The sequence below is a fragment of the Pseudomonas arsenicoxydans genome, from assembly GCF_900103875.1.
GTDB classification, from domain to species: domain Bacteria; phylum Pseudomonadota; class Gammaproteobacteria; order Pseudomonadales; family Pseudomonadaceae; genus Aquipseudomonas; species Aquipseudomonas arsenicoxydans.
Genome location: NZ_LT629705.1, coordinates 1,267,023 through 1,290,202, shown reverse-complemented (window position 1 = coordinate 1,290,202; position 23,180 = coordinate 1,267,023). Strand labels below are relative to the sequence as shown.

Annotated in this window: 18 protein-coding genes; 11 read left to right on the top strand and 7 right to left on the bottom strand. The window is 60.9% G+C overall.

The annotated features are described in order from the left end of the window. The 8 genes from BLQ41_RS05765 to BLQ41_RS05730 are packed head-to-tail and all read left to right on the top strand — an operon-like array spanning position 1 to position 9,247. Positions 1 to 1,032, top strand: a complete 1,032-nt coding sequence (locus BLQ41_RS05765; protein WP_090178094.1) for a hypothetical protein — start codon at positions 1 to 3, stop codon at positions 1,030 to 1,032. Further along, entirely contained in the window at positions 1,032 to 3,023 is a 1,992-nt protein-coding gene (locus BLQ41_RS05760) for a vWA domain-containing protein (protein WP_090178091.1), read from the top strand. Before BLQ41_RS05765 ends, BLQ41_RS05760 begins: the two co-directional genes overlap by 1 nt. 10 nt (positions 3,024 to 3,033) lie before the next feature. Then, a complete protein-coding gene (locus tag BLQ41_RS05755) occupies positions 3,034 to 3,735 on the top strand; it encodes an ABC transporter ATP-binding protein (RefSeq protein WP_090178087.1) in 702 nt (233 codons plus the stop codon). Continuing rightward, positions 3,719 to 4,942, top strand: coding sequence for an ABC transporter permease (locus BLQ41_RS05750; RefSeq protein ID WP_090178084.1), 1,224 nt, complete (start codon positions 3,719 to 3,721; stop codon positions 4,940 to 4,942). Before BLQ41_RS05755 ends, BLQ41_RS05750 begins: the two co-directional genes overlap by 17 nt. After that, the gene (locus BLQ41_RS05745) at positions 4,932 to 6,476 is read left to right on the top strand and encodes an SUMF1/EgtB/PvdO family nonheme iron enzyme (RefSeq protein ID WP_090178079.1); all 1,545 of its coding nucleotides are present in this window, start codon (positions 4,932 to 4,934) and stop codon (positions 6,474 to 6,476) included. Before BLQ41_RS05750 ends, BLQ41_RS05745 begins: the two co-directional genes overlap by 11 nt. 46 nt (positions 6,477 to 6,522) lie before the next feature. Next, on the top strand, positions 6,523 to 7,257 hold the full coding sequence (locus tag BLQ41_RS05740; protein WP_090178076.1) for a hypothetical protein: 735 nt from the start codon (positions 6,523 to 6,525) through the stop codon (positions 7,255 to 7,257). A 4-nt stretch (positions 7,258 to 7,261) separates the two neighbouring features. Then, the gene (locus BLQ41_RS05735; protein WP_090178073.1) at positions 7,262 to 7,768 is read left to right on the top strand and encodes a hypothetical protein; all 507 of its coding nucleotides are present in this window, start codon (positions 7,262 to 7,264) and stop codon (positions 7,766 to 7,768) included. A 57-nt stretch (positions 7,769 to 7,825) separates the two neighbouring features. After that, positions 7,826 to 9,247, top strand: coding sequence for a vWA domain-containing protein (locus BLQ41_RS05730; RefSeq protein WP_090178071.1), 1,422 nt, complete (start codon positions 7,826 to 7,828; stop codon positions 9,245 to 9,247). Between the two features lie 114 nt (positions 9,248 to 9,361). Here the strand turns inward: BLQ41_RS05730 and BLQ41_RS05725 are convergent, their stop codons facing one another. Both BLQ41_RS05725 and BLQ41_RS05715 read right to left on the bottom strand, forming a co-directional pair. Beyond that, positions 9,362 to 11,338: a methyl-accepting chemotaxis protein gene (locus BLQ41_RS05725; protein WP_090178067.1), complete on the bottom strand. Its 1,977-nt coding sequence runs from the start codon at positions 11,336 to 11,338 to the stop codon at positions 9,362 to 9,364. A 180-nt stretch (positions 11,339 to 11,518) separates the two neighbouring features. Further along, the gene (locus BLQ41_RS05715; RefSeq protein WP_090178064.1) at positions 11,519 to 12,439 is read right to left on the bottom strand and encodes a LysR substrate-binding domain-containing protein; all 921 of its coding nucleotides are present in this window, start codon (positions 12,437 to 12,439) and stop codon (positions 11,519 to 11,521) included. A gap of 178 nt (positions 12,440 to 12,617) precedes the next feature. Between BLQ41_RS05715 and BLQ41_RS05710 the strand changes: the two genes are divergently transcribed. Then, on the top strand, positions 12,618 to 14,012 hold the full coding sequence (locus tag BLQ41_RS05710) for a NorM family multidrug efflux MATE transporter (protein ID WP_090188391.1): 1,395 nt from the start codon (positions 12,618 to 12,620) through the stop codon (positions 14,010 to 14,012). Positions 14,013 to 14,057: 45 nt separating this feature from the next. Here the strand turns inward: BLQ41_RS05710 and BLQ41_RS05705 are convergent, their stop codons facing one another. Beyond that, positions 14,058 to 15,731 carry a putative bifunctional diguanylate cyclase/phosphodiesterase gene (locus BLQ41_RS05705; RefSeq protein ID WP_090178061.1) on the bottom strand — a complete coding sequence of 558 codons (1,674 nt, stop codon included), beginning with the start codon at positions 15,729 to 15,731 and terminating at the stop codon, positions 14,058 to 14,060. Positions 15,732 to 16,000: 269 nt separating this feature from the next. On the opposite strand from BLQ41_RS05705, the gene rep reads away from it, so the two are divergent. Beyond that, positions 16,001 to 18,010 carry a DNA helicase Rep gene (gene rep, locus BLQ41_RS05700; protein WP_090178058.1) on the top strand — a complete coding sequence of 670 codons (2,010 nt, stop codon included), beginning with the start codon at positions 16,001 to 16,003 and terminating at the stop codon, positions 18,008 to 18,010. A gap of 56 nt (positions 18,011 to 18,066) precedes the next feature. Further along, on the top strand, positions 18,067 to 18,639 hold the full coding sequence (locus tag BLQ41_RS05695) for a xanthine phosphoribosyltransferase (protein WP_054048490.1): 573 nt from the start codon (positions 18,067 to 18,069) through the stop codon (positions 18,637 to 18,639). A gap of 119 nt (positions 18,640 to 18,758) precedes the next feature. Here the strand turns inward: BLQ41_RS05695 and BLQ41_RS05690 are convergent, their stop codons facing one another. The 4 genes from BLQ41_RS05690 to alr all read right to left on the bottom strand — a co-directional run bounded on the left by BLQ41_RS05690 (position 18,759) and on the right by alr (position 23,165). Continuing rightward, positions 18,759 to 20,684 (bottom strand): acetyl-CoA hydrolase/transferase C-terminal domain-containing protein, encoded by a 1,926-nt coding sequence (locus BLQ41_RS05690; protein ID WP_090178054.1) that lies wholly within the window; start codon positions 20,682 to 20,684, stop codon positions 18,759 to 18,761. A gap of 134 nt (positions 20,685 to 20,818) precedes the next feature. Next, positions 20,819 to 21,232, bottom strand: a complete 414-nt coding sequence (locus BLQ41_RS05685; protein ID WP_331715193.1) for a c-type cytochrome — start codon at positions 21,230 to 21,232, stop codon at positions 20,819 to 20,821. A gap of 182 nt (positions 21,233 to 21,414) precedes the next feature. Further along, the gene (locus tag BLQ41_RS05680; protein WP_008150195.1) at positions 21,415 to 21,963 is read right to left on the bottom strand and encodes a cupin domain-containing protein; all 549 of its coding nucleotides are present in this window, start codon (positions 21,961 to 21,963) and stop codon (positions 21,415 to 21,417) included. A gap of 128 nt (positions 21,964 to 22,091) precedes the next feature. Then, positions 22,092 to 23,165, bottom strand: coding sequence for an alanine racemase (gene alr / locus BLQ41_RS05675; RefSeq protein ID WP_090178049.1), 1,074 nt, complete (start codon positions 23,163 to 23,165; stop codon positions 22,092 to 22,094). Positions 23,166 to 23,180 lie beyond the last annotated feature (15 nt).

The window sequence follows — 23,180 nt, the reverse complement described above, 5'->3', positions numbered from 1 at the left end:
ATGCCAATTCGTGTCGACCTGCTCGCCTTAGAACCCAATGTGCCTGGCAAGGCCCGCCTTACTGTGAAGAAGTGGCAGGGTGGCGAGGAACAGCTGGAGTTTTCCATTCAGCGTAACCAAGACGGTTTTTACCTCCAGGACCACAAGGCCTGGAGCAACAATCCATTCTGGTTCAAGGTCTCGCGTTTCAACGTCACGGCCAGCGGCGATGGCTTGGAAGCGCAGGTCGGCCCGGACGTGGTCGACCCGCTGCTCGAAGGAGGCGCCAACTCGCAATTCCAGATCGAACTACGCGAACAGAGCCAAGGGCATGCAGACAAAGGCGTGGTTCGGCCCGGCGTTGGTGTGCTGCCGTCCACGGCCGGAGGCCAGACGCGCTCGACGTATGGCGGCGCCGAACTGACCGCGCCGAGTGCACCGGCACCGGAAATCCTGGAAATCCCGGAGCTGCCTGAGCTGGTCCTGTCCACCGCCGAGCCCGAAGTGGAGCTGGAGTCAGTGCCCCACGAGCCCGACTACGCACCACCTCCTCCTCCGGTGAAGAAAAGCAACAAAGGCCTGATCGGCCTGCTGATTGTCGTGCTGTTGCTGCTGGCCGCGGGTGGCGGATTCTGGTTCTACAAACGAACCCCGGCGCCTGCCCCGGTGGCCGCCAACCCTGCCGCCGCACCGGCCGGCGCTGATGCTCAAGCCTGTACCGTGGAGAGCATGAACAGCCTGCCTGAATTGACCTTCGTCCAGACCTGCATCAAGGCGGCACCCGACAGTGCCAAGTTGCTGGAGATCATCAACCAGGCCAAGGCCGGCAAACACTGCGGCGTCGCCCAACGGCTGTACGCCAACCGTGCCCAGGCCGGTGACGCGCTGATCGCCAACGCTTACGCCCGCGAATACGACCCGAAATACCTGAAGGCCAGCGAGTGTTTCCCGACCGCCGACAACGCCACCGCCGCCTATTGGTACGAAACCATCCTCACCCAGGACCCGAACAACGCCGAAGCCAAGCAGCGTTTTGAGGAGTTGCAGAAGTGATGCGCTCTCGAGTAAGTCGATTCCTGCTGAGCGGCGCCGCCCTCTTGGCGTTGTGCATCAGCCCGCTGTCCCAGGCCGATGACAAGCCGCTGATCCAGGCCGGCAAGAAGACCCTGTTCCAGCGCGTTCTGACCACGCCGGGCTGCAAAATCAGCCCGACCGCAGGTGGCGCGGCAGGTGATGAGCAACCGGTCTTCAGCCGTTTTTATGTGTACGAACGCGCGCAAGCCGCCAACGCCGAGTGGCTGAAAGTCGGCCCGGACAGCTATGGCAAAACCATTGGCTGGTTGCCCGCCGGCTGCACCACCGACTGGAAGATGCAGCTGACGCTGGCCTTCACCAACCCGGCCAACCGCGACCGCCTGCTGTTCTTCAAGGAACGCGCCACGGTCGAAGGCATCCTTGACGCGCCGGACCCGGTCAGCAAGGTCGCTCCGCTGCGGGCCGCCCTGAAAAAAGGCCAGCAAGCCCCCGGCGTGCTGGCCCAGGAACCTGAATACTTCGTCGACCTGCAAAAGCAGTTCTACCTGCTGCCCGTATTGAGCGGCGAAGAAGTCATGACCGAAGGCGGTTTCCGCACGCGCCTGCTGAACGTCGCGTCGGTCAGCAAACCGGATGACAAGAACGCCAAGGGCGGTGCAGCCAACAACGCGGCCGGCGGCAAGGACCCCGAGGACAAAACGTCCAGTCAGTTGAAGGAATTCAGCGCGGCGGTGGTGTTTGTCATTGACTCGACCATCTCCATGGACCCGTACATCGACCGCACCCGCGAGGCGATCCGCAAGGTCTATCAACAGATCGAATCGCAGAACCTCGGCAAGCAAGTCAAGTTCGGCATGGTTGCGTTCCGTTCCAACACCCAAGCGGTTCCGGGGCTCGAATACACCACCAAAATGTATGCCGACCCTACCAAGGTGAAAGACAGCGCCGACTTCCTCGCCAAGGTCGCCGACCTCAAGCAGGCCAAAGTCTCCAGCAGCAGCTTCGATGAAGACGCCTTTGCCGGCGTCATGGAGAGCATCGACAAGGTCGACTGGAGCCAGTTCGGCGCACGTTACGTGGTGCTGATCACCGACGCCGGCGCCATTGAAGGCGACGACAAATTGTCGAAGACCGGTTTGAGCGCCTCGCAGGTTCGCCTCGAAGCGGCCAATCCGGGCGTGGCGATTTACACGCTGCACCTGAAAACCCCGGCCGGGGTTAAAGACCACGCCAAGGCCGAGGCGCAGTACCGGAACCTGTCGACCTACCCAGGCACCAACACCTCCCTGTATTACCCGGTGAACGCCGGTGACATTCAGGAGTTCGGGCGCAAGGTCGACGCTTTGGCCACCGCGATCACCTCACAGGTGAAAGCCGCCTACATGGGTGAAGACGCCATCGGCAGCGCCGCGAACGCCAAGCAGGACCCGGCCGAGAAGAAAATGCTCGAAGACGCGGCGCTGATCGGCCACGCCATGCAACTCGCCTATCTCGGCGAGAAGACCAACAGCAAGGCCCCGCCGGTGTTCAAGGCGTGGATCAGCGACCGTGACCTGATCAAGCAGAACATCCCGACCACCGACGTGCGGGTGCTGCTGACCAAGTCACAGCTCAGCGACTTGAGCGACGTGATGAAGAAGATCCTCGACGCCGCCAACGAAGGCCTGATTTCGCCAACGGAAATGTTCGATCGCCTGCGTTCGGTAGCCGCGACCATGGGCGCCGATCCGAATCAGCTCAAGCAGAACAGCAACGCCAAACTGGCGGAGATGGGCGTCCTTGGTGAATACCTCGAAGACCTGCCCTATCAGAGTGAAGTGCTGAACCTGGATGAAGAGACCTGGAAGAGCTGGGACGGTCTGGCGCAAGAGAAATTCATCCGAACGCTGAACACCAAACTTCGGCATTACCAGCGTTACAACGCTGACGTCGACCGTTGGGTGGCTTTAGCCAAGGACAGCGATGCGCGGGACAACGTGTATCCCGTGCCACTGGAAATGATGCCTTAACGAGACGCTGATGCTCGATATCAAGAACCTGCTGGTGCGCCGTGGTAAAGGCGCGCTGGCCCATCACGTGCGCCTGCCGCACTTGCAGGTCGGGGCCGGGGAAATCCTCGCCATCACCGGCGAAAGCGGCAGCGGCAAAAGCACACTGCTCGAAGCCATCGGCCTGTTGCTGGCGCCGATGGAGCTCGAGCGGTTTCGGCTAGGCGCGGCGCAGGGTCAGGATATCGCCCAACTGCTTGCCAACGACGACCAGCCAGCCTTGGCGACCGTGCGCTCGCGACACTTGGGGTTCATTTTGCAGAGTGGCGGCTTGCTGCCGTTCCTGAGCGTGCGGGACAACATCAGCCTGCCGCGCCGGTTGCTCGGGATGCCGGCAAAGAGCGAGCACATCGACCATGCGGTTGACGTGTTGCGCCTGCAAGGGCTGCTGGACAAACACCCTCAGGCGTTGTCCATCGGCGAGCGTCAGCGCGTTGCCTGCGTGCGAGCAATTGCCCATGAACCGCTGTTGCTGTTGGCCGACGAACCCACCGCCGCGCTCGACCCCCACAGTGCCCGGCGCTTGTTCGAGTTGCTACTGAGCCTGGTGTCGAGCATGGGTTTGAGCGCGCTCGTTGTGTCCCATGACTGGGCCTTGCTGAAGGATTTCGGCTTGCCGCGACTCGGTGCGATCAGCCGTGAGGGAGAGACATCGTTTGAACCGATGGACTGAACGACTGCGCTTGCTGGTCTCACTGGCCCTGCAAGACCTCTGGCACGACCGCAAGGTTTCGCTGTGCATCGCCGCGTCGCTGGTGGCGGTGATTGCGCCGTTGTTGCTGCTGTTCGGGCTCAAGCACGGGGTGGTCAGCCAGTTGCAGGACGAACTGCTGCGCGACCCGCGCAACCTTGAAGTGAAGATGCTCAGCAACGGCAACTACGACACGGCCTGGATCGAGCGTTTGCGCCTGCGCCCCGAAACCGGTTTTGCCCTCGGCCAGACGCGCTCGCTCAATACCCAGGCTGACCTGCTGATCGGCATGCAACGGTTTGTCGAAGGCGCCGAGATCATTGCCACCGAACCGGGCGATCCACAGCTGAACCTGTCGTCTCTCACCCCTGTCGGCAATCAAGTGATCCTCAGCGCCAGCGCCGCGCAACGTTTACAGGCCAAGGCCGGCGACAGCGTGCAACTGCGTGCATTGCGTCGTCTGGAAGGTGTCAATGAACGAGGAGAGATGACCCTGACGGTGCTGGCGGTGCTCGACGGCGCTCGCTTCGGCCGCGCAGCCGGGTTTGTCGCCCCGCCGCTGCTGCTGGATCTGGAGCACTTTCGCGACGGTTATCAGGTCAGCGCATTCGGCATCGAAACCGGCAAGCCTCTGGGCGATCTGCAACCGCTGTATGCCCGCGCTCGCGTCTATGCCCGTGACATCGATCAAGTCGCACCGCTGGAGCATTGGCTCAACGAACAACACATCGAAACGTCGAGCCGGTTGGCCGACATCGACAACGTCAAAGCCATCAACCATGTGCTGGGGCTGATCTTCGGCGTGATCGCCATGGCGGCGCTGATTGGCTGCGTGGCGTCGATGGTCGGCGCGTTCCTGGCCAACATCGACCGCAAACGCAAAAGTCTCGCGGTCCTGCGTCTGTTAGGTTTCAAGCGTCGTGCTGTTGGCGGTTTCGTGGTCCTGCAAGCGCTGGCACTGAGCTTGGCCGGCTACGTTGGCGGGTTGGGGTTTTATGCCGTCGGCAGTCATTTGTTCGACTACCTGCTCGGCAGCAGCCAGGCCACCGGCAGTTTCGTTTGCCACATCACAATCTGGCATGGCCTTGCCGCCCTGCTCCTGACCTTTGTGGTCGCTGCAATGGTGGCCGTGATCGGCGCCGTGCGAGCGATCAACATCCAACCTGCGGAGAGTCTGCGTGAGCTATAAACGTTTTGGCTTGCTGTTGCCCCTGAGCCTCGGCTATGTGCTCGACGCCTCGGCGGCGGGCTGGGAAGAGAAGTTCTACAACCCGATGCCTGATGCTGCCGACGTGGTGCTACCGATGCCCTGCGAAGGCTCGATGGTGTTTCGCAAGGTGTTCATCCCGGTGGCCGGGCCGCTCGACGACTACCCGATCAACATCGGTCAGGACGGCGCGGAATACGGCTACGTCGAACAGACTCGACCGACGTTCATCGCCGGTAGTTTTACGGGCGGCAAGAACGACAAATCCCGCTATTACCTGATGGCCAAGTACGAGATGAGTCAGCTGCAATACGCCGCGCTGACCGAAGCCACCTGCCCCACCGCCGCCACCAAACTGCGTGTGCCGCAGACGGCCGTGAGCTGGGTGCAAGCCATCGAAGCCGCCGACAAGTACAACCTGTGGCTGCGCAAAAACGCGGCCGACAAGTTGCCCAAGGAAGACGGCGCGCAGGGCTTCTTGCGCTTGCCGACTGAAGTCGAGTGGGAGTTCGCCGCACGTGGTGGGCTGGAAGTCAGCGCCGCTGAATTCCGCGATACGAACTACCCTATGCCGGAAGGTATCAATGCTTACGAGTGGTTCGCCGGGGCGCAATCGTCCAACGGCAAAGTGCAGTTGTCCGGCCTGCAAAAACCCAATCCGCTGGGCCTGCATGACATGCTCGGCAACGTTGACGAAATGATGTTCGAGCCCTTTCGCCTGAACAAACTCGACCGTCAGCACGGTCAGGCCGGCGGCTACGTGGTGCGTGGCGGCAATTACCTGACTGCTCAGGCCGACCTGCGCACGGCATTGCGCAAGGAAGAGCCGTATTACAACGCAGACGGCCAGGTGAAGAACAAAACCACGGGCCTACGCCTGGTCATGGTCTCACCGACCCTGACGTCTCGCGAACGGGTCGCCAGCATTGAATCCAGTTGGAAGAAACTCGGCACCGGCAGCAAGGAAACCGAATCCGCCGACAAAGGCACGGTGCAATCCCTGAACAGCCTCGCTTCGGGCGTCGAAGACAAAGCGCTCAAGGAAAAACTCCAGGCCCTGGAGAACCAGTTGCGCGCCAGCAACCAGCAGCAGGAAGAAACCCGCGACCAGGCGATTCGCGCCAGCCTCAATCTGGGCGCATTCTTGTGCACCAAGATGCTCGACGACGGCCAGTACGTGGACTTCCTGCAAAAGAACTACAAGCTCAATTGCGAAAGCGCGGACAAAGACGCGAGCTGCGACATGCGCAAAACCAAGCTCGACGAGCAGAAGGATCGCCTGCACAAACTCAGCCGTTACTACGCCAGCAGCCTGGTGGAATCGGCGACCTTATACGGCCAGCCATTGCTTGAAACGCAGGTCCCGGTGATGGAAGAAATCATTACCCGCAACAAACAGCTACAAGACCTGAAACCTTACTTGCGCACCCACTGGGCCAATCAGAAAGCGTTCCTGCAAAAACAGAAGATCGACACTGAAGCCTGGCTGAGCAGCTGCAAAGCCGTTTCTCAATAGCTCACTTCCATAAAAAAACGTCAGCACCGTCATCAGGAGTTTCACCATGTCGCGCAGCCTTTGGACTCGCTTCAAGCTACAGATCGCTTTCGTTGTTGCCGGCAGCCTGCTGCTGACCGGTTGCGCCAACACCGGTAGCTCCATGCTCGGCGAAAGCGGCGGGGCCGATCCGCGCCTGACCCAGGGCCAGGATGCAGAGTTCTTCAGCAAATCCGGCTACCAGGCCTGCGCCATGGGCGCGGGTGTCGGCATCCTCGCTTGCGCGCTGTCCAACAGCAACAACAAAGCCGTGTGCGCCGTCGCCGCCGGTATTACCGCGTGTGGCGTGGCCATGGGCGCGAACTACTATCTGGATCAGCGTCGCAGCGAATACGCCGACACCTCAACCCGCCTGGCTAAAATGAACAGCGACGTCGAACAAGACACGCAGAACGTGATCGCCCGTACCGCGACCGCTCAGCAAGTGATCAATGACGACCAGGCGCAGATCGCCCAGATCAAAAAGGACATCGCCAACAAGAAAGTCGACAAAGCCAAGGCCCAGGTGCAAATCGCCGAGATTGATTCGAACATCGCGCGCCTGCGCAAAGACCTCGGCAACATGCGCACCAAAGTCACCGAGTACACCAAAGTGGCAGACGCCGAGCGTGCACAAGGTGCCAGCGGTGCCGAGATCAAGCAGGTGGACATGAACATTAAGAAAATGAACCAGAAAGTCGCCGCCCTGCAGAAGGAAGTCGACGGTCTGTACAGCCAACGCTCCGCTATCACCCTGGGCTAAGCACATGACGCTACGACCACTGGCGCTCCTCACCGCCGTCCTGGCTTTGAGCGGTTGCGCGACCAAGCCCGGCGAATGCGATGCGACCAATCGCGACAGCAGCATGCTGACCAAAATGAACTGCGACTACTCCGGTGGCTACAGCGATCAGGTCAAGCAGAAAGAACAGGCCCTGTCTGCCTCTCGCCAGGAAAACGCCATGTTCCGCCAGGTCTACGAGAACATTCAGGCCCAGCAACTAAGCACCAAGACCGACCTGGCCAGCCAGCAGAAATCCCAGGCGGCGCTGAACCAGTCCCTGAGTCAGTTGCTGTCCTCCTTGAAAGCCCGGCATGCCAATGAAAGCCAGGTCCAGAAGCAGATCGCCGGGCTTGAGCAGCAGCTCAAGGCATCGCAGGCGGCGCCCGCGACCAAGGCGTCACCGGCGACGCTGGCCGCCAAGCAGGAGCAACTGAAGGCCTTGCAGAAGAAGGTTAACCAACTGCAATTCAGCCTCGGTTACGAAGAGTAACTTTTCACCCCGCAGGCCTCCCGATGGAGGCCAGCACCTTTTTCAGGAATCGTCGTCATGCAGCGGGTCATCAGGGATGCGCAAGCCACACCGGAGGGGATGAGTGCGCTGCAAGCCAAAGTCGCCCTCATCCAGAAACACTTTCCGCCGACCGTCGCCAGTCTCTTCGCCATTCCGCGAATGGGCAGCGGTGACGTGCTGGAATGGTGGACCGAACTGGGTGGCCAACCCACGCCCTACGCCGACCTCAACGAGGACGCGCAACGACGCTTGCTGGAAACCTATGAAGTGCGTCAGACGTCCCTCGGACAGCTGGCGGACGAACTGCAAAAACGCGGTCAACCGACGGAAGCGCAAGACCTGCGCAGCCTGCTCGGCACGCCCGAACTGGACAAGCTTTACAGCCTCAATGGTGAGCCGCTGGTGGTGCGCTGGAACCAGCGTCCGCCCAAACCAGTCGTGCCGCCGGTGGTTCCGGTCGTGCCGGTCGTACCGCCTTCGCGCCGTGGCTGGTGGATCGCGGCGGCCCTGCTGGCGCTGCTGTTGTTGCTTCTGGCGCTGTGGCTCTGGTGGTTCCTGCACCGTGAGCCGGTGGTCGTGGTTCCACCGGTAGCGCCGGTGGTGACGCCTGTGGAGAAACCGGTGGAGAAACCGGTTGAACCGGCTCCCGAGCCTGTCGTGGAACCGGAGCCTGCCCCGGAACCAGAACCGGTGCCCGAACCAAAACCAGTGCCGCCGCCCAAGCCGGTCCCACCACCAAAACCGGTCGCGCCGCCACCTCCGCCACCTCCAGCCCCGACGCTGGACAACTACGCGTGCCGTAAAAAAGCGCCGGATGCCGTGCCCCCGCAATTTGTGGTGGTACTCGACACTTCGGGCTCGATGGATTTGAACATCAAGTCGGTGAAAGCCGACGAGGACTGGTTCTTCGGCAATGAGATGAACAAGTACCTGGACCCGAACCGCACCATGCAGATCTTCGCCAAGCCCAGCCGCATGGACGTCGCCAAGGAATCGCTGGCCGGCATGATCAATGGGCTGGACCCGAAAATCGACACGCGCCTGATCACCTTCGCCGGTTGCGAAAGAACACCGGACCAGGGCGTGTTCAAGCTTGGCGACCGCCCGCGGTTGATCAACGGGATTCGCGGCCTGGTTCCCAACGATGGCACACCACTGGCCGACAGCCTGGCCTACGCCGCCAGCAAGGTCGACGGGCGCAATAACGATGCAGTGATCGTGATGTTCGTCGACGGCGAGGACGGTTGCAATAAAGACGCCTGCGCGGTATCCCGTCGCATCGCCAGGGAACAACCACGCCTGCGGGTCAACGTAGTGAAAATCGGCACCGGTGGCCCGTCACGTTGCATCGCTGAAAATACCGGTGGCCGAGTTTACAGCAGCACCAATGCGGCTGAGCTGGGTAGCCAGTTGAAACAGGCGACGAAGGAAGTGTCGAGTAATGCCAAGTGTGATTGATCGCTCGACTTGAGGATTGAGGTGAGGCCAATCGCGAGCAGGCTCGCTCCCACAGGATATGTGTTGTTCACAAATCCAGTGTGGAGCCTGCTCGCGATAGCTGCTTCGGCCGCCTCAACGAAACCGGTCAACCTCTTGCCGCAAGTCAGCCGCCAGCTTCTCCAGCTCTTTGGCGGTAACGGCCAGGTTCGACACCACTTCACGCTGCTCGCTGTTGGCCAGCGCAATGCTTTGCAGGTTGCTGCTGAGCAAGGTCGCGGTGCTGCTCTGTTCCTGAGTCGCCGTGGTGATCGCCGCGAATTGCTCGCCGGCCGAGCGGCTCTGCTCGTCGATGCGCGCCAGGGCCGAGGCCACGTTGGCGTTACGCGACAGGCCTTCCTGCATTAACAGGTTGCCTTGCTCCATGGTGCTGATCGCGTTGCCGGTTTCCTGCTGGATGCTTTGAATCATCCCGGAAATTTCATCGGTGGCCTGGCGAGTGCGTGAAGCCAGGTTGCGCACCTCATCGGCCACCACCGCAAAGCCGCGACCCTGCTCGCCGGCACGGGCCGCTTCGATGGCCGCGTTCAACGCCAGCAGGTTGGTTTGTTCGGCGATCGAGGTAATCACGCCAACGATGCCGCCGATTTCCTGGGAGCGCTGACCGAGGGTGTTGATCACGGTGGCGGTGCTGTTCAAGGCGCCAGCGATTTGCTCCAGAGACGAGGACGCTTCGTCCATCGACGTGCGACCAATCTGGGTTTGCTGTGCGTTTTCCTGCGCTAGGCGCTGGGTGCTGCCCATGTTGTCGGCAATGTTCAGGGACGTGGCGCTGAATTCTTCCACGGCACCGGCCATGCTGGTGATTTCGCCGGACTGCTGCTCCATCCCTTCATACGCACCGCCGGACAGGCCGGACAAGGCCTGGGCACGACTGTTGACCTCGCCCGAGGCCTTGCGGATGTGCTCGACCATCGTCGACAACGCCTGGCTCATCTGGTTGAAGGCGCGAGCCAGTTGACCGATCTCGTCATTGCTCGACACGTTCAGGCGCACGCTCAGATCACCGGCGCCCAGCGCTTCAGCCTGGCGCACCAGATCGCCCAGCGGCGCGAGTTTGCTGCGCAGCAACCAGACCGCCGAACCCACGGCAATCAGCGTCGCCAGCAGACTGCCGATCGCCAGTTGAATGCCAACGCTCCAGGTCACGGCGCTGATTTCGGTTTTTGGCATGCTCGCCACCACCGACCATGGGCCGCCGTCGAACGGCACGGCCACACTGTAGAAGTCTTCAGACTTGTCGCTCCAGAAATCGCCCTTGCCCTGAGTTTTCGCCAGGCCGGTGATGGCCGGGACTGCTTTATCAAGCGCCTGCACGCCCGCAATCGGAACCAGCCACTTGTTCTGCTCATCCAGCAGCGCCAGGGAACCGGTCTGGCCGATGCGGAAGCGTTTGAGGTTCTCAAACTGCGCATTCTGCGCATCGGTGTAATCGAACCCCACGAATAACACGGCAATCACCTTGCCGCTGCTGTCGCGTACAGGGGTGTACTGAGTCATGTAGGAGCGATCAAAGAGCAAGGCGCGGCCGACGTAGCTCTGCCCCGCCATCAACCGCGCATAGGCCGGGTTGGCATGATCCAGCAAGGTGCCGATGGCCCGGTTGCCATCCTGCTTGGTCAGGGAGGTACTGACCCGTACAAAGTCTTCGCCACTGCGCACGAACACCGTCGCGACGCCCGCCGTCATTTGCTTGAACTCGTCAACTTCCTTGAAGTTGTTGTTCAACACTTCGCTGCCCAGGTGCAAGCCCGGTGTCTGCGTGCCCGCCACGGTCACCGGCTCATCCGGGTGTAAGTTCAGACCCGCACTGAAGCGTTTCTCGAACAGGCCGGCCAGACGCTGGGTGCTTTCACGCAACGTGCCGTGAAAGGTGCTCAATTGGTCAGCCAGCAACCGGGCTTCGCTGGCCAGGTGCTCCTCGCGGGTGGCGAGGTTGGCACTGTCCAGCGAACGCAGGGCGAATACGGTACTGCCAGTGATGACAATCGCCAGAATCACGGCGAGCGCAAGACCTAGCTGTGAGGCGATCCGGGCACGGGGTTGAGACATGACAGCTCCTGGCTGAGCGACCGGATCATCCTGATCACGATGCACACTCGGCAATATTCAAAGGGAATTGCAACGAACCTGCACGAAGGTTCCATCTGCAGATATTCGGCGGCAAACCTGAATACTTGAGTAAAAAACGAGGATATGGCTCAAGGCCTCTAACACTGGGGCTCTATCGATTCAGCTCAGGCGCTCGACATCCGGTAAATCCATGGCCCGGACCTCCCCGAGCAGGAAATCGCTGAGGCGGCGCAAACGTTCACCTCCCGGACGGGTTTTCGGCCAGACCAGGTAATAATTCTCACCGCTGGCCACTGCGGTCGGCCACGGCAGACTCAGACGACCCTGCGCGACATCCTCCGCCACCATCAACAAATCGCCCATGGACACACCGTAACCTCGGGCTGCCGCGATCATGCCCAGCTCCAGTGTGTCGAATACCTGCCCGCCCTTGAGCGACACCTGATCATCCAGGCCCATGCGCACAAGCCACGTGCGCCAGTCTCGGCGGTCCGGCGTCGGGTGCAGCAGTTCGGTGCTGGCCAGACGCGCAACGTCCCACGGCTGATCCTTCAGCAGATTCGGCGCCCCCACGGGAATCAACTCTTCTGGAAACAACCGCGTCGCCTCCCAGTCCGGCGGGAAATGTCCGTTGCTGAGGATCACGGCGCAGTCGAACGGTTCGTGATTGAAGTCCACCGAGTCGATGTCCATCCAGGCGCTGGTCAGTTGCACCTCGTTGCCCGGTTGCAGATGCCGAAAACGGCTGAGCCGGGCCAGCAGCCAGCGCATGGTCAGCGTCGACGGAGCTTTCATACGCAGGATGTCGTCTTCGGCGCGCAAGGTATTGCAGGCACGTTCCAGCGCGGTAAAGCCTTCGCGAATGCCAGGAAGGATCAGCCGCGCCGACTCGGTCAATTGCAGGTTGCGTCCGCTGCGGTGAAACAGACGACAGGCGAAATGCTCTTCGAGTGTACGAATATGCCGACTGACCGCACTTTGGGTGATCGACAGCTCTTCCGCCGCACGGGTAAACGAGCTGTGCCGCGCCGCCGCTTCAAATGCGCGCAGGGCATACAAGGGTGGAAGACGACGGGACATCGGAAAAGCTCCTGAAGCGCGGTTAGGCAACGTTAGCAGAAATCTGCCAGCATGAGTTTGACTCATGCCACCCATCCTTTTTATCCCTTTGTGCAATTCCCGTGAAGCGCCGAGAATCGGCGTTCTCCTGATTTCCCTGGGGTTTCCTTTTTCTCTTCGATAGACGAGCGTGATGATCATGCAGCATCCAGCACGTACCGAACTCTGGGCCATCCTGCGGCTGGCGGGGCCGTTGATTGCCTCGCAGTTGGCGCACATGCTGATGGTCCTCACCGATACCTTGATGATGGCGCGCCTGAGTCCTGAAGCGCTGGCCGGTGGCGGCCTGGGCGCGGCGACGTATTCGTTTGTGTCGATCTTCTGCATCGGCGTGATCGCCGCCGTCGGCACCCTGGTGGCGATCCGTCAGGGCGCCGGCGATATCGTCGGTGCTGCGCGACTGACACAGGCCGGGTTGTGGCTGGCCTGGCTGATGGCGCTGGTGGCCGGGTTGCTGCTGTGGAACCTCAAACCGGTGTTGCTGCTGTTTGGCCAGACCGAAACCAACGTCCACGCCGCCGGCCAGTTCTTGCTGATCCTGCCTTTTGCCCTACCCGGCTACCTGAGCTTCATGGCCTTGCGCGGATTCACCAGCGCCATCGGCAGGGCGACGCCGGTGATGGTCATCAGCCTGGGCGGTACCGTGGCCAACTTCCTGCTCAACTATGCGTTGATCACCGGCATGTTCGGCCTGCCAAAACTGGGCCTGATGGGCATCGGCCTGGTCACGGCCATTGTCGCCAACCTGATGGCCGTGGCGCTGGCGCTGCACATCCGTCGGCATCCAGCCTACGACGCTTATCCGCTGCGCCAGGGCCTGTCGCGGCCCAACCGTCAGTACTTGAAAGAGCTGTGGCGCCTCGGCCTGCCCATCGGCGGCACTTACGCGGTGGAAGTCGGGTTGTTTGCATTCGCGGCGCTGTGCATGGGCACCATGGGCAGCACGCAGCTGGCCGCACACCAGATCGCCCTGCAAATCGTCTCGGTCGCGTTCATGATTCCGGCGGGGCTTTCTTATGCGATCACCATGCGCATCGGCCAGCATTACGGTGCCGGACAGTTGCTGGATGCGCGGCTGGCCGGCCGGGTCGGGATTGCCTTTGGCGCAGCAGCGATGCTGGGGTTTGCGATGGTCTTCTGGTTCCTGCCGAATCAGTTGATCGGCCTGTTCCTGGACCACAACGACCCGGCGTTCCGTCCCGTGATTGAACTGGCTGTGAGCCTGCTGGCGGTCGCCGCATGGTTCGAACTGTTCGACGGTACGCAAACCATCGCCATGGGCTGCATTCGCGGGCTCAAGGACGCCAAGACCACCTTTCTGGTCGGGCTCGGTTGCTATTGGCTGATCGGGGCACCGGCCGCATGGTGGATGGCGTTCAACTTGAACTGGGGGCCAACGGGCGTCTGGTGGGGGTTGGCGTTGGGCCTGGCGTGTGCGGCGGTGAGTCTGACGCTGGCGTTCGAGTGGAAGATGAAAGGGATGATTCGGCGCGAGCCTGCGTCGCAGCGTTTCGAGGCCATTCAGACCGAATGACGTCCTTGTGGGAGCGAGCCCGCTTGCTCCCACCGTTGTTCGCGTTTAGCTCACGACACCCAGCGCCGGCTGCTGGTCGCAGTCAAACGTCAAATACTCAACCAGTTCCGTCAGTGGCAGCGGCTTGCTGATCAGGTAACCCTGCACCTGATCGCAACCAAACCCACGCAACAAATCCAGTTGTTCTGGCGTTTCCACGCCTTCAGCCACCACTTCAAGATTGAGGTTGTGCGCCAGGTTGATCATCGCGTGGACCAGTTTGCGATTCTCTTCACGTTCTTCCATGCCGCCGACAAAGCTTTTGTCGACCTTGAGCAAGGCAATCGGCAGGCTGTTGAGGTGCACGAAGGACGAGAACCCGGTGCCGAAGTCATCCAGAGAGAAGCGCACGCCCAGTCGCCCGAGGGCATCCATGGTCTGCTTCACCAGATCGCTGCGGCGCATCACCGCGGTTTCGGTCAGCTCAAACTCCAGCCATTGCGCCTCGACGCCGCGCTCGGCAATCAGCCGGCTCAGGGTCGACAACAATTGGCTGTCCTGGAACTGACGGAACGACAGGTTGATCGCCATGTGCAACGCCGGCAAACCGAGCTCGCGCAGGGCTTGCATGTCGCGCAGGGCGCGGGAGATCACCCAGTAACCAAGCGGCACGATCAAACCGCTTTGCTCGGCCAGCGGCACGAATTCGCTGGGCGCCAGCAAACCACGCTCGGCATGGCGCCAGCGCACCAGGGCTTCGAGGCCGACGATTTTGCCGTCCTCAAGGTTCAGGCGTGGCTGGTAATGCAGCTCCAGTTCGTCACGACGCAAGGCCCGGCGCAGCTCGCTTTCGAGATCGGCCATGCTGCGGGCGTTGCGGTTGATGCGTTCGTTAAAGATATGAAAGGTGCAGCCCTGAGTGCTTTTGGCTTGCTGCATGGCGATGTGCGCGTGCCACATCAGAGGGTCGGCGCCTGCCTGAGCCCGCGCATGGGCGATGCCCAGGCTGGAACCGATCAACAGGCTTTCGCCATCGACCCAGTAAGGCTCGGCCAGGGCTTCGGTGATGCGTTCGGCCATCCATTCGGCGCGTTGCGGCGCACGACGGGTGTCGATCAATAGGGCGAATTCGTCGCTGCCCAGTCGCGCCAGTTGATCGCCGGCCTCAAGCTGACTTTTCAGGCGCGCGACCACTTGCAGGATCAACCGGTCGCCGGCCTGATGACCGAGGGCATCGTTGGCGTGACGGAAATTGTCGAGATCCAGGTGACCGAGGGCCACGCCGCGGCCGTCGTTTTCCGCCAGACGCGCTGCCAGCAAGGTCTGGAAACCCTGACGGTTGGCGATGCCGGTGAGCGGGTCTTGCTCGGCCAGACGCTGCAACGTGTTTTCCAGCACACCGCGCTCACGCACGTGGCGCAAGCAACGGCGCAGCATGCCGGGATCGAGATGATCGCGCACCAGCCAGTCGCTCACGCCATCGGGCGGCGACGTCGGCTCGTGCTCGAGCAGCAACACCGTCGGCAGGTTACAACGGCCGGGCGCAGGCTGAAGGGCAGGAATCGTCAACAACACCGCACCGCGGTTGTCATCGAACAGACTGCTGACCGAGTCCCAACTCGGAGCGCTGATGAGCACGGCCGAGCTCCCCATCGGAGCCAGACACTCGCGCAACAACGCTGCCCACGCTGGCTCTTCGGCCAGTAGCAGCAAACGCAAGGGTTCGACAGGCGTAGACAAGCTAGCTCCCTAGACTCTGCAAAGATGTAGGCGGCAGGCATTATGCCGCGCTGCTAACCAATGACCAATGACCAAATGACATCAGTTATCAAGCGAGGCTTTGTGTCTGGAATACGAACATTAGCCGCAAATTCACCGCGCATCCTGCTTGAAAGTATCAAAACCGGCAAATAGAGATAGCGCAGTACGTCACAAGTCGGAGAGAGCAGCACAATTCGCTGAGCCTGTTAAAATGCCGGCCCATTTCATAAATGACTCCCTGACTACGCATGTCCCGACTCAATCCCCGGCAGCAAGAAGCCGTGAGCTACGTCGGCGGCCCTCTTTTGGTGCTCGCCGGTGCAGGCTCCGGCAAGACCAGCGTGATCACTCGCAAAATTGCGCACTTGGTCCAGAACTGCGGCATCCGCGCCCAGTACATCGTCGCCATGACCTTCACCAACAAGGCCGCGCGCGAGATGAAGGAACGGGTCGGCACCCTGCTCAAGGGCGGCGAAGGCCGTGGCCTGACCGTGTGCACCTTCCACAACCTGGGCCTGAACATCATCCGCAAGGAACACGTGCGGCTGGGCTACAAACCGGGCTTCTCGATTTTCGACGAGACCGACGTCAAAGCCCTGATGACCGACATCATGCAGAAGGAATACGCCGGCGACGATGGCGTCGACGAGATCAAGAACATGATCGGCTCGTGGAAAAACGACCTGATCCTGCCGGCCGAAGCCCTGGAAAACGCACGCAACCCCAAAGAACAGACCGCCGCCATCGTCTACACCCACTATCAGCGCACGCTCAAGGCGTTCAACGCGGTGGACTTCGACGACTTGATCCTGTTGCCGGTGAAGCTGTTCCAGGAACACGCCGACATTCTCGAAAAGTGGCAGAACAAAGTCCGCTACCTGCTGGTGGACGAATACCAGGACACCAACGCCAGCCAGTATCTTCTGGTGAAGTTGCTGATCGGCACGCGCAACCAGTTCACCGTGGTGGGCGACGATGACCAGTCGATCTACGCCTGGCGCGGGGCGCGGCCGGAAAACCTGATGCTGCTCAAGGACGACTACCCGTCCCTGAAAGTGGTCATGCTGGAGCAGAACTATCGCTCCACCAGCCGCATCCTGCGGTGCGCCAACGTGCTGATCTCGAACAACCCGCACGAATTCGAAAAGCAACTGTGGAGCGAAATGGGCCACGGCGACGAGATCCGCGTAATCCGCTGCCGCAACGAAGACGCCGAAGCCGAGCGCGTGGCCGTGGAACTGCTGACCCTGCACTTGCGCACGGACAGGCCATACAGCGATTTCGCGATCCTGTATCGCGGTAACTACCAGGCCAAGCTGATCGAGCTGAAGCTGCAACACCACCAGATTCCGTATCGACTGTCGGGCGGCAACAGCTTTTTCGGCCGCCAGGAAGTGAAAGACCTGATGGCCTACTTCCGCCTGATCGTGAACCCGGATGACGACAACGCCTTCCTGCGGGTGATCAACGTTCCGCGCCGGGAGATCGGTTCGACCACGCTGGAAAAACTGGGCAACTACGCCACCGAACGCAAGATCTCGATGTACGCCGCCACCGATGAAATCGGCCTGGGCGAACACCTGGATGCGCGCTTCACCGATCGCCTGTCGCGCTTTAAGCGCTTCATGGACAAGGTGCGCGAACAGTGCGCCGGGGAAGACCCGATCTCGGCGCTGCGCAGCATGGTCATGGACATCGACTACGAGAACTGGCTGCGCACCAACAGCTCCAGCGACAAGGCCGCCGATTACCGCATGGGCAACGTCTGGTTCCTGATCGAAGCGTTGAAGAACACGCTGGAGAAGGACGAAGAAGGCGAGATGACCGTCGAAGACGCCATCGGCAAACTGGTACTGCGCGACATGCTGGAACGTCAGCAGGAAGAGGAAGACGGCGCCGAAGGTGTGCAGATGATGACCTTGCACGCCTCCAAAGGCCTGGAATTCCCTTACGTGTTCATCATGGGCATGGAAGAGGAAATCCTCCCGCACCGCTCCAGCATCGAAGCCGACACCATCGAAGAAGAACGCCGACTGGCCTACGTCGGGATTACCCGGGCGCGTCAGACCCTGGCCTTCACCTTCGCCGCCAAGCGCAAGCAATACGGCGAGATTATCGATTGCGCGCCGAGCCGCTTCCTCGATGAGTTGCCGCCGGACGATCTGGCCTGGGAAGGCACCGACGACACGCCCGTCGAGGTCAAAGCCGTTCGCGGCAATACCGCATTGGCGGATATACGCGCGATGTTAAAGCGCTAGAATCGACTACTTTTTAACCAGCCTTGGACGCACAGCCGTCCTTAGAGGAAAGCTTCATGGAAGCACTGCACAAGAAAATTCGCGAAGAAGGCATCGTGCTTTCCGACCAGGTCCTGAAAGTCGACGCCTTTCTGAACCACCAGATCGACCCGGCCCTGATGAAGCTGATCGGCGACGAATTCGCCACGCTGTTCAAGGACTCGGGCATCACCAAGATCGTCACCATCGAAGCCTCGGGCATCGCTCCGGCGATCATGACCGGTCTGAACCTCGGCGTGCCGGTGATCTTCGCCCGCAAGCAGCAGTCCCTGACCCTGACTGAAAACCTGCTGTCGGCGACCGTCTACTCGTTCACCAAGAAGACCGAAAGCACCGTGGCGATCTCCCCGCGCCACCTGACCAGCAGCGACCGCGTGCTGATCATCGATGACTTCCTGGCCAACGGTAAGGCATCGCAAGCGCTGATCTCGATCATCAAACAGGCTGGCGCTACGGTTGCCGGTTTGGGGATCGTGATCGAGAAGTCGTTCCAGGGCGGCCGTGCGGAACTGGATGCGCAGGGTTATCGGGTTGAATCCCTGGCGCGCGTTCAGTCGCTGGCCGGCGGTGTCGTCACTTTCATCGAATAACCCCGCTGAAGATCGTTCCCACGCTCTGCGTGGGAATGCAGCCCGGGACGCTCTGCGTCCCATCCAGAGCCGAACGCGGAGCGTCCGAAGAGGCATTCCCACGCAGAGCGTGGGAACGATCAGGTTTGCGTGGTGGCTTTCAGGCCGGTGAGCAGCAGTCGCTGAAACAGGTCCTCTTTCAGCCCTTCAGGATTGGTCAGCTGCATCCGCTCCAGATGCTCGGGGAACGCCGCAGGCTCCGGCGCATCCAGCGCGGCCTTGCCCAGTTCGAGAATCTCCGTCAGCTTGAATTTGCTCTTCAGCCAGTTCAGCGCCCGCAACAGATCCCGCTCCACTTCAGTGAAATCACACCCCAGCGGATATTCCGGAAACAGGTTCGGGTGCTGTGCCCGGATCTCCTGCAAACGCTGCGGACTGTTGTCGGCAAAACGCGGATCGATACGGAAATTCTTCGGCAACTTGCCAACGCTTTGCGCCTGCTCGATCAACCCCGGCTGGAAGCGAGAGTCGCTGATGTTGAGCAACGCCTCGATCACCGCCGCGTCGGTCTTGCCACGTAAATCGGCGATGCCGTACTCGGTCACCACGATGTCGCGCAAATGCCGCGGGATCGTGCAGTGGCCGTATTCCCAGACGATGTTCGAACTGACTTCACCCCCTGCCTCGCGCCAGCTGCGCAGGATCAACACCGAACGCGCGCCTTCCAGCGCATGGCCCTGGGCGACGAAGTTGTATTGCCCGCCAACGCCGCTGAGCACCCGACCGTCTTCCAGTTGATCGGCCACGCCTGCGCCGAGCAGGGTCATGGTGAACACGGTGTTGATGAAGCGCGCATCGAGGCGCTGCAAGCGTTTGAGTTCTTCCTGACCGTAGAGCTCGTTGATGTAGCTGATGCGGGTCATGTTGAATTCGAGCCGCTTGTTTTGCGGCAGTTCGCGCAAGCGCTCGTAGTAACTGCGCGGCCCGAGGAAGAACCCGCCGTGCACCGAAATGCCGTCGTTTTGCGCGGCCTCGTCCAGGGTGCCGGCATTCGCCTGTTGCTGGGTGGGCACATCCGGGTAGACCTTGCGCCGCACGATCCCGGCGTCGGCCAGCACCAGCAAACCGTTGACGAACATTTCACTGCAACCGTAGAGGCCTTTGGCGAAGGGCTCGACACCGCCTTCGCGGTCAATCAATTGCGCCCACTGGCTCAGATTGATATCTGCCAGCAAGGCCTTGTAGCCGTCATTGTCAGCCTGCCGCGCCAATAAGGCGGCGGTCAGGGCATCGCCCATGGAGCCAATGCCGATCTGCAACGTGCCGCCATCGCGCACCAGTGTGCTGGCGTGCAGGCCGATGAAGTGATCCTGGAACCCGACCGGCATGTTCGGCGTCGAGAACAACGTGCTGTTGTCCTTCTCGTCGATCAGCAGGTCGAACGCGTCGATGCCGACTTCCGCATCCCCCGGCATGTAGGGCAGGTCGTTGTGCACCTGGCCGACCAGCAGAATCGTCTCCCCCGCCGCCCGCCGTTTGGCGATCATCGGAAACAGGTCGAGGGTGATGTCCGGGTTGCAGCTCAGACTCAGGCGATCGGGATGCTCGCCATGGCTGGCCACCAATTGCGCCACCAGATTCAAACCGGCGGCATTGATGTCCCGCGCGGCATGGCTGTAGTTGCTGCTGACGTAATCCTGCTGGGCCGACGCGCTATGGAGAAGACTGCCCGGTTGCATGAAGAATTGATGCACATGAATGTTGCTCGGCAGGCTGTCGTGTTGCAGTCCCGCGAGGAAATCCAGTTCCGGATAGTCGCCAAACACCCGCTCGATGAACGGTTCGAGAAAGCGCTTTTGCAAACCGTCGCCCAAGGCAGGACGACCCAGGCACAGGGCGGTGTAGATCGTCAGCTGCCGCTCGGGCAATTGCGCGACGCGCTGGAACAGCGCATTGACGAAATGGTTGGGTTTACCCAGACCGAGTGGCAGACCCATGTGGATATGCGCTGGCAACCGCGCCAACACATCATCGACCGCTTGCTCGATAGAACACAGCTGCACCATCTGATCTTCCCTACATTCCGTGAATTGGGGTTGGACCGAGCTTGCCGTGTCTTTGCTGCAATGAATAGCCTGTGAGGCTCAATTGCGGGCACAAAAAAGCCGCTCGCAAGCGGCTTTTTGTTGAGGAGGCAGGCTTATTTCAGGCCGGACATCTTCTCGATCGCGCCTTTCAGCTCGGGATCGGAGCAATCGGCACAGGTGCCTTTTGGCGGCATGGAATTGATACCGGTGATGGCTTTGGCCAACAGACCGTCAAGGCCGCCTTGCTCTTTGGCACGTTTGCCCCAGTCCGCCGCGTCGCCGATTTTCGGCGAGCCCAACAGGCCGGTGCCGTGGCAAGCGTTGCAATGTTTTGCAATCACTTCGTCAGGGGTTTTGGCACCGCCGCCGCCAGCAGAGGCAGCCACTTCCATCCCCTTGCACTCTTGACCTGTCACACAGACCTGGCCGACGGGCTCAAGGCGCTTGGCAATATCGTCGGTCGTCGCAGCTTGAGCGCTGACAGCCCATAGGGCCAATACGGTTGCTGGTGCAGCCAGCATTTTCATAATTAGGTTCACGCGTTCACCCTCAATGGTGGCTAGTCACGCCCACGGCCACGGTTCGCAGGCGGGCGCAAGTATAACGGTAAGCCCGCCGCACTGAAACAACCCCAAAGTCGAAGGGGTCTTGTGACGCGGCGGAAAAACGCTTCGGGTGCCGCCGCCATACTGGCAGGACGCCTCTTCTCTTAGAAATTGGCTGGCGTGGCTGCGCTGATTAGTCGCGCCGGCGCATCGAACGGATTACGGAAACGGTGTGGCTTGGTACTTTCAAAGTAGTAGCTGTCGCCGGCTTCGAGCACAAAAGTTTCGAGTCCGACCACCAATTCCAGTCGCCCTTCGAGCAAAATCCCGGTTTCCTCGCCCTCATGGGTGAGCATCTCGTCACCGGTGTCGGCGCCAGGCGGGTAGATTTCATTGAGGAATGCAATAGCCCGGCTCGGATGAGCCCGGCCGACCAGTTTCATGGTCACTGCGCCATCGGAAATATCGATCAGCTCGTTGGCTTTGTAGACGATCTGCGTCGGTTTTTCCTGCAGGATTTCTTCGGAAAAGAACTCGACCATGGACATGGGAATCCCGCCCAGGACTTTCCTCAGCGAACTGATCGAGGGACTGACGCTGTTCTTCTCGATCATCGAAATCGTGCTGTTGGTCACACCCGCGCGCTTGGCGAGCTCACGCTGGGAAAGTCCTTTGAGCTTACGGATGGATTGCAGTCGTTCACCGACGTCCAATGCTAGCGCCTCCAGGGATTCAGGTTGTTTGAATATTGAGCGTTATCATGGCGAGAGCGTTCAGTATTTACAACACTTGGACCTGAATCCTGTTTAGCAAGGCGACTTCCGGTTCGCAGCGTTTGGCCTTAACCCTCGGAATAGAGCATTGGCACCCGGCGCAGGTTGCAGAAGATCTGGTAAGGAATCGTCCCGGCAGCTGCCGCGACATCACTGGCGAGGATGTTTTTGCCCCACAACTCGACAGTCGAGCCCAGACCGGCCTGCGGCACATCGGTCAGGTCGATACAGAGCATGTCCATCGACACCCGGCCGATCAACTGACTGCGTTGCCCGGCAACCAACACCGGCGTGCCGGTCGGCACCTGGCGCGGATAACCATCGGCATAACCCATGGCCACCACGCCGACACGCATCGGCTTTGGCGTAATGAATTTGGCACCGTAACCAATCGGTTCACCGGCCGGCAGTTCGCGCACGCAGATCACCTTCGATTCCAGCGTCATCACCGGTTGCAGGCGCGATGCCACGGCGTTGGCTTCCTCGAACGGCGTCGCGCCGTAGAGCATGATGCCGGGACGAACCCAATCGCTCGGAATCTGTGGCCAACCCAGCACCGCTGGCGAGTTGCGCAGACTGATCTCGGCCGACAAGCCTTTACGCGCTGCTTCAAACACCGCGACTTGCTCGGCACTGGCCTGATCGTGCAGCTCGTCGGCCCGGGCGAAGTGGCTCATCAGCACAATCTTCGCCACCTTGCCGCTGGCCAGCAGCCGTTGATAGGCCGCCTGATAATCCTTTGGGTGCAGCCCCACGCGGTGCATGCCCGAATCGAGCTTGAGCCAGACCGTGATCGGCTGGCTCAGCGTGGCTTTCTCGATGGCTTCGAGCTGCCACAACGAATGCACCACGCACCAGAAATCATGCTCGACGATCAGCGACAGTTCATCGGCTTCGAAAAAACCTTCGAGCAACAGTACCGGCGCACGAATACCGGCGGCACGCAGCTCTAACGCCTCTTCGATACACGCCACGGCGAATCCGTCCGCCTCGGCTTCCAGCGCCTGGGCACAACGCACCGCGCCATGGCCGTAGGCATCGGCCTTGATCACCGCGAGGGCTTTGGCCCCGGTGATTTCACGGGCGATCTGGTAGTTGTGACGCAGGGCTTGAAGGTCGATCAGGGCACGGGCTGGACGCATGGCGGCAGACTTCTA

What these genes read in the sequence shown, in the direction of transcription:
- BLQ41_RS05710 (WP_090188391.1), top strand. Translation starts at nt 12,618, where the DNA reads ATGCAGCATCCAGCACGTACCGAACTCTGGGCCATCCTGCGGCTGGCG.
- BLQ41_RS05760 (WP_090178091.1), top strand. Translation starts at nt 1,032, where the DNA reads ATGCGCTCTCGAGTAAGTCGATTCCTGCTGAGCGGCGCCGCCCTCTTG.
- alr (WP_090178049.1), bottom strand. Translation starts at nt 23,165, where the DNA reads ATGCGTCCAGCCCGTGCCCTGATCGACCTTCAAGCCCTGCGTCACAAC.
- BLQ41_RS05730 (WP_090178071.1), top strand. Translation starts at nt 7,826, where the DNA reads ATGCAGCGGGTCATCAGGGATGCGCAAGCCACACCGGAGGGGATGAGT.
- BLQ41_RS05735 (WP_090178073.1), top strand. Translation starts at nt 7,262, where the DNA reads ATGACGCTACGACCACTGGCGCTCCTCACCGCCGTCCTGGCTTTGAGC.
- BLQ41_RS05765 (WP_090178094.1), top strand. Translation starts at nt 1, where the DNA reads ATGCCAATTCGTGTCGACCTGCTCGCCTTAGAACCCAATGTGCCTGGC.
- BLQ41_RS05715 (WP_090178064.1), bottom strand. Translation starts at nt 12,439, where the DNA reads ATGTCCCGTCGTCTTCCACCCTTGTATGCCCTGCGCGCATTTGAAGCG.
- rep (WP_090178058.1), top strand. Translation starts at nt 16,001, where the DNA reads ATGTCCCGACTCAATCCCCGGCAGCAAGAAGCCGTGAGCTACGTCGGC.
- BLQ41_RS05690 (WP_090178054.1), bottom strand. Translation starts at nt 20,684, where the DNA reads ATGGTGCAGCTGTGTTCTATCGAGCAAGCGGTCGATGATGTGTTGGCG.
- BLQ41_RS05695 (WP_054048490.1), top strand. Translation starts at nt 18,067, where the DNA reads ATGGAAGCACTGCACAAGAAAATTCGCGAAGAAGGCATCGTGCTTTCC.
- BLQ41_RS05725 (WP_090178067.1), bottom strand. Translation starts at nt 11,338, where the DNA reads ATGTCTCAACCCCGTGCCCGGATCGCCTCACAGCTAGGTCTTGCGCTC.
- BLQ41_RS05740 (WP_090178076.1), top strand. Translation starts at nt 6,523, where the DNA reads ATGTCGCGCAGCCTTTGGACTCGCTTCAAGCTACAGATCGCTTTCGTT.
- BLQ41_RS05755 (WP_090178087.1), top strand. Translation starts at nt 3,034, where the DNA reads ATGCTCGATATCAAGAACCTGCTGGTGCGCCGTGGTAAAGGCGCGCTG.
- BLQ41_RS05685 (WP_331715193.1), bottom strand. Translation starts at nt 21,232, where the DNA reads ATGAAAATGCTGGCTGCACCAGCAACCGTATTGGCCCTATGGGCTGTC.